This is a genomic window from Flavobacterium sp. XS2P24 (assembly GCF_030010285.1).
GTDB lineage: Bacteria > Bacteroidota > Bacteroidia > Flavobacteriales > Flavobacteriaceae > Flavobacterium > Flavobacterium algoritolerans.
The window spans coordinates 1-6,284 of record NZ_JASCRU010000048.1; the positions used below are offsets into that span (position 1 = coordinate 1).

Here is a 6,284-nt window from a genome sequence, read left to right on the forward strand (position 1 = left end):
TGACTTTACAGCTCAATTCATCTGGATACTCTTTATAAAAATCTAAAATATTCATATCAAATCTGTTTAGATTTTAAAGATACAAAAAAATTAGGTGTTAATACGGATAAACATATTAAATAAAACGGTTTTTGTTTTTAATCTCAAATGAGGAAAACCGTAAAATAATATTCTTTTAAGCATGTAGTTTTACATTAATAAAAATTAAATCAATGAAGTCATTACTTATTTTGAAATCTAATCTATTATACGCTGCACATATTGCAATAATTCTTTTTGGCTCTATATGCATCATCTATTTAGTCTACAAAATTTGGAAAAGGAGATAAGAATAAAAGAAACTTTATTTTTATCGTTTAAGTTTATAAAAGGAAGATTCATTAATTTGTAAATTCAAAAGCTTAAAATTACATAACAAAAATTTCAAAGTTATTTCACTATTTTTGCTGTTAAATCAGTTTAGTCAGAAAGGTAATAAAGAGAAAAATCAAAGCAAAATATACTCTATTCTTAATTTAATACGAGCTCCAACAATTGCTTACAGTTAATTTCGTTATTGTTTAACTAAATAACTTTAAAATACAATCCCCTAAAATTGAAATTCCTCTTTTCTCTACTACTATTTCTTATTTCAACCTTTTGTTTCTCACAAACCAAACTCCTTTCTTGGAACATAGAAAACCTTGGTATATCTAAATCAGATGAAACGATAAACTATATCGCCAATACACTTCGTGATTACGATATCATTGCAATCCAAGAGGTTGTAGCGGGTTATGGCGGTGCTCAAGCAGTAGCGCGATTAGCAGATGAACTCAACCGCAAAGGAGCCAAATGGGATTATGTAATCAGCGACCCAACCAGTAGTAGTGCATACAAAACGGAACGGTATGCTTTTATATGGAAAACGAGCAAATTGAAAAAGATAGGTAGCGCTTGGCTCGAAAAAAAATACCATTTAGAGATTGATAGAGAACCGTATTTTTGCACGTTTCAATATGAAAACAAGCAATTTACTGTCGTTAATTTTCATGCTATCACTAAAAATAGACAACCTGAAACCGAAATAAAATACTTTAAGTTTTTACCCGATGAATATCCCAACTTAAATTTAATATTTGCAGGAGATTTCAATTGTCCGCAATCGCACACGGTTTTTAATCCTTTGAAAAAAATGGGGTATCAATCTATTTTAGTCAACCAGAAAACCTCTTTGAAACAAGAATGCAAAAATGGTAAATGTCTAGCATCTGAATTTGACAATATGTACTACAGAACTTCAAAAATCAATACTATAAATTCAGGAATTATCCCTTTTCATAAAAACTTTAATTCATTAAAAGAAGCTAGAATAATATCAGATCATATTCCTATTTGGTTTGAATTTTCTTTGAATTAAATTAATCGAAAACTTCAAAATTATCTCCGTCAAAACTGGCAAAAACCATGCTGGGATGTGAATCCTGATGAAACATATTTCCTTGATTATCGATAGCAATTGCACCAGCAAAACCATCATAAGGCTTTAATTCATTGAATGTTTTAGTAAATGCATCTTGCAATGTAAAACCATCAGTAACACGAGTCACTATTTTGGCAGCGGTGGCATTGCTCACAATGTCCTCGCCTACTCCTGTCAAGCTCACTCCGCAAAATGCATTGGCATAATTTCCCGCTACTGTAGCCGAATCTGAAATGCGTCCCGGAATTTCAAAACCTTTACCTCCTGTGGAAGTAGCAACAGCAATTTTTCCATTAGTATCAAAAGCTACACAACCCACAGTTCCGGTTCCTAGTGATTTTAGCTTTGCTTCATATTCAGCTCGACGTTGTGGAATCTCAGTTGAAAAAGCTTCAAAACCATTCTCTCTTGCAAAATTCGTTGCTCCGCTTCCACCTAAAACCCTATCGTCATAATTCATCAATACTTGAGCAACCTGAACTGGATTTTTCACTTCTTCAATATTGATAACACCGCTCATTTTCTGGGTTTCTCCATCCATAACAGCAGCGCTCATCCTTATCTTTCCATCACTTTGAATTTGGGAACCAATTCCCGCATTAAACAATTCATCGTCTTCCAAAAGTGACACTACATAAACAACCGTTTCCAAAGCCGAATGTGTTTTTAAAAAATCGTACGAATCTTTTACAATTCGCTCTAATGCATTTTGTTTGGCAACTTTTGTTTCGTGATTGGTAGATGATTCCGAAAAAAAACCTCCGTGTATAATTAGTTTCATAATGTATTGGGTGCAGCTTCCGTATTTCGACAGTTATCTAAATAGGGAAAGGCTTTCTTATTTATACGTAGTGTGAAGATTGAATGTGCATTTTATGCGTTTCGAGATTGTAAGTGTCAAATTTACTCATAACGTGCGTTACCAAATGTGAGATTGATATCGGCTGACCTAATTCAACTTTTGTCAAATTAGTGTCTTTTATTTCACGACCATCCACCAAAATAACTAATCCGGAACCTATAGCTTCCATTTGGGTATTATTGGTAATTAACAAACCAGTATCTTCTCCAAGTCCTATTCCCAATACTCTTGGATTACCAACAACAGCTTGAAAAAGCCTGCCAATTCTCCCGCGTTGTACAAAATGGGTATCGATAATAACACCATCAATTAAGCCTAATCCACTTGAAATTTTCACTTCTCCTTTCAATAAAGCTTCAGAACTGCTGCCTTGATAAATCATATTATTAGATGCCGCAGCTGCTCCTGCTGAAGTTCCGGCATAGATAAACTCTTCATTATGGTATTTATCCAGTAAAATATCATGAAATGGTGTTCCGCCAAGAATGGAAGTCAATCGCAATTGATCGCCTCCGGTAAACATAACAATATCTGCAGCTTTTAATCGGGCTAAAACTTCCGCATCAGCTGCTTGTTCCCGTCTTTCTATAGTAAGTATATCTACATTTTTAGCATTCAAATATTCAAATGCCTTAACATATTCTGGACCTATTTCGCGCGGAATGATAGAAGCGGTTGTAATGACTTCTATTCGTGAATTCTCTTTGTGTTTTGACTCGTTTAATATCCTTTTTAAAATGCCTGCTTCAAAAAAGTTTAAATTGCTAGTTGCATTTTTATCTAAATCAGTTTCAGTAAAACTTCCTTTATCTACCGCACCTCCTATTATTATTAGTTTTCCTAGTATATTCATTTTGTAAAAATAACCAAAAAGATAAAAGAAGCCATTGAACTAAGCCTTTTTTTTAAATTATCACAAACTCAATATTTATTGTTTATTTTTAAGGTAATAAATTTTGATTCCTATTTTTAAAAAACTACTTTAGTTGGATTGTATACTTTTTTCAAAAAAAATACCGTCTCAAATCAGCTCTTTTCATAAGTTAGAATCTATTTCATTTAAAATTAAGTCATTAGATATCCATTTTTTAGTTCAAAAATAATCTTTCCGTTTTATGAAAATAATTAAAGTACAAGCACTTCGTGGCCCCAATATTTGGAGTATCCAAAGAAAAAAGTTAATCCAAATGCGATTGAATTTGGAAGAAATGGAACAGTTTCCTACTAATAAAATAGAAGGATTTAGAGAACGCATCGAAGCTATGTTTCCTACGATGATTGAGCACCGTTGTTCCGAAGGGTGTCGTGGCGGATTTTTTTCCAGAGTAGAACGAGGTACTTGGATGGGACATGTTATTGAGCATATTGCCCTTGAAATTCAATCTTTGGCTGGTATGGAAACTGGTTTTGGAAGGACTCGAGAAACCAAAACTCCAGGTACCTATAATGTAGTCTTTAGTTATACCGAAGAAAATGTAGGCCTTTTTGCTGCAGAATCTTCTGTTGCTATTGCTGAAGCATTAATTGCCGGAACAGATTATGATTTGAATGCCGACTTACAGAAAATGCGTGAAATACGCGAACGCGTTAGACTAGGACCAAGTACCGGAAGTATTGTAGAAGAAGCCGTTTCCAGAAATATCCCTTGGATACGATTAGGAACTAATTCTTTGGTTCAATTAGGATATGGAATTAACCAAATGCGTTTTCAGGCAACAATCACCTGTAAAACAAGTAGTATTGCGGTTGATATTGCCTGCAATAAAGAACTTACCAAAAAAATGTTGGACATGGCATCCATTCCTGTTGCCAGCGGAAGTATTTGTGTTGACGAATACGACTTGGCTGAGACCATAAAAAAAATTGGTTACCCAATCGTGTTAAAACCATTGGATGGAAACCACGGAAAAGGTGCCTCAATCAATGTTACGAATTGGGAAGATGCCGTTTCAGGCTTGGCTTTCGCCAAAGAATACAGCAAACGAATCATTGTTGAGAAATTCATTACCGGCTTCGACTTTAGAATATTGGTAATTGATAATAAATTAGTTGCTGCTGCAAAACGAGTTCCTGCTCATGTAATTGGAAACGGAACGGATACTATTCAGCAATTAATTGAAACTACGAATCTGGATCCAAGAAGAGGTTACGGTCATGAAAATGTACTGACACAAATTGATGTCGATAGAGATACCGAAGATTTACTGGAAAAACTAGGCTACACATTAGAAACTATTCCTAGAATTGGTGAAATTGTATTCTTAAAATCTACAGCAAATTTAAGCACTGGCGGAACTTCTGTGGATGTTACCGATATGATGCACCCTGAAAATATATTCCTTGCCGAAAGAATTTCAAGAGTAATTGGACTCGATGTGTGTGGTGTTGATATTATGGCAGAAAATTTAACCCAACAATTAAAAGAAAATGGCGGTGTAATTCTCGAAGTCAATGCGGCTCCTGGATTTAGAATGCACCTAGCTCCTTCTGAAGGATTACCAAGAAACGTTGCCTCGCCCGTAATTGATATGTTATACCCACCGGGTAAATCCTGTCGCATTCCTATAATTGCTGTTACAGGAACCAATGGAAAAACGACCACTACCCGACTTTTGGCTCATATTGTAAAAAATAATGGATTCAAAGTAGGATTCACCACATCGGATGGGATTTATATTCAAAACCACATGATGGAAAAAGGTGATACTACCGGGCCTATCAGTGCTGAATATGTTTTGAGAGATCCAACTGTGGAATTTGCCGTTTTAGAAACCGCTCGAGGAGGAATCCTTCGTTCCGGTTTGGGTTTTAGCAGTTGTGATATTGGAATTATTACTAACATTCAAGAAGATCATTTGGGTTTAAGTGACATTCACACGTTAGATGATTTGGCAAGGGTAAAAGCTACGGTTGTCAAAAGCATCAAGAAAAATGGTTGGGCAGTTTTGAATGGAGACGATGAACATTGTGTAAAAATAGGTCAAGATTTGAATTGCAATGTCGCTTATTTTAGTTTGAGCGAAGACAGTGATTTTATCAAAAAACTTTCTGCCGAAGGTAAAACTGTTGCCGTATATGAAAATGGATACATTACCATCAAAAAAGGAGAATGGAAAATCCGAATTGAACGCGCCACTCACGTTCCATTAACATTAGGCGGAAAAGCAAAATTCATGATTGCCAATGTTCTTGCGGCCACTTTAGCGAGTTATTTGTGGGGATTTAAAACCGAAGATATCAGCCTGTCATTACAAACTTTTATTCCAAGTGCTGCACAAACTCCGGGTCGTATGAATATATTTGAGTTCAAAAAATTCAAAGTATTGATTGACTTTGCACACAATGCTTCGGGTTATAAAGGAGTTGAAGAATATTTACAAAGTGTTGAGGCTACCAAAAAAATTGGAATTATTGCCGGTGTTGGAGACCGTCGTGATGAAGATATCAAAGAATGCGCTTCGATAGCCGCTCGAATGTTTGACCATATTATCATTCGACAAGAAAAATATCTGAGAGGAAGAACCGAAGATGAAATCATTAATTTAATCCTTGACGGAATTAAAAAATCAGGCAAAACTGTTACCTATGAAATTATCCCTAAAGAAACTGAAGCGATAAAACACGCTATAAATTGTGCCGAAGAAGGAAGTTTCATCACCGCATTAAGCGACGTAGTTACTAATGCCATCGATATTGTACAAGAATATTTAGACAAAGAAAACGAACACGGAATCGTATAGTTTTTTTAGGAGCTAATCCTGCTGTCCGTTATATCTTTCTCTGCCTAAAAAGGCAAAGAAAGGATGTCACTGCCATCAGGGCTAAAAATACAAAAGCCAATCGATGAACATGCCCCAAAAAGTTAGACACTATTTGGGGCATTTTTATGGAAAAAAAAGTAAAGTATGATTATGCATTTAAGTTAGAATGTGTAGAATTAGTTTTAAAACAACATTTCAC

The 6,284-nt window shown here is 35.1% G+C and carries 4 protein-coding genes; 2 read left to right on the plus strand and 2 right to left on the minus strand.

Translation table 11 applies throughout. The features are described from left to right. Positions 1-595: 595 nt before the first annotated feature. Positions 596-1,399: an endonuclease/exonuclease/phosphatase family protein gene (locus QLS31_RS15850; protein ID WP_282744651.1), complete on the plus strand. Its 804-nt coding sequence runs from the start codon at positions 596-598 to the stop codon at positions 1,397-1,399. A gap of 1 nt (position 1,400) precedes the next feature. Here the strand turns inward: QLS31_RS15850 and QLS31_RS15855 are convergent, their stop codons facing one another. Next, positions 1,401-2,243: an isoaspartyl peptidase/L-asparaginase gene (locus QLS31_RS15855; RefSeq protein ID WP_282744652.1), complete on the minus strand. Its 843-nt coding sequence runs from the start codon at positions 2,241-2,243 to the stop codon at positions 1,401-1,403. A 61-nt stretch (positions 2,244-2,304) separates the two neighbouring features. Continuing rightward, entirely contained in the window at positions 2,305-3,177 is an 873-nt protein-coding gene (locus tag QLS31_RS15860) for a cyanophycinase (RefSeq protein WP_121341364.1), read from the minus strand. A gap of 262 nt (positions 3,178-3,439) precedes the next feature. Between QLS31_RS15860 and cphA the strand changes: the two genes are divergently transcribed. Then, positions 3,440-6,064: a cyanophycin synthetase gene (gene cphA / locus QLS31_RS15865; RefSeq protein WP_282744653.1), complete on the plus strand. Its 2,625-nt coding sequence runs from the start codon at positions 3,440-3,442 to the stop codon at positions 6,062-6,064. The last annotated feature ends 220 nt before the right edge of the window (positions 6,065-6,284 follow it).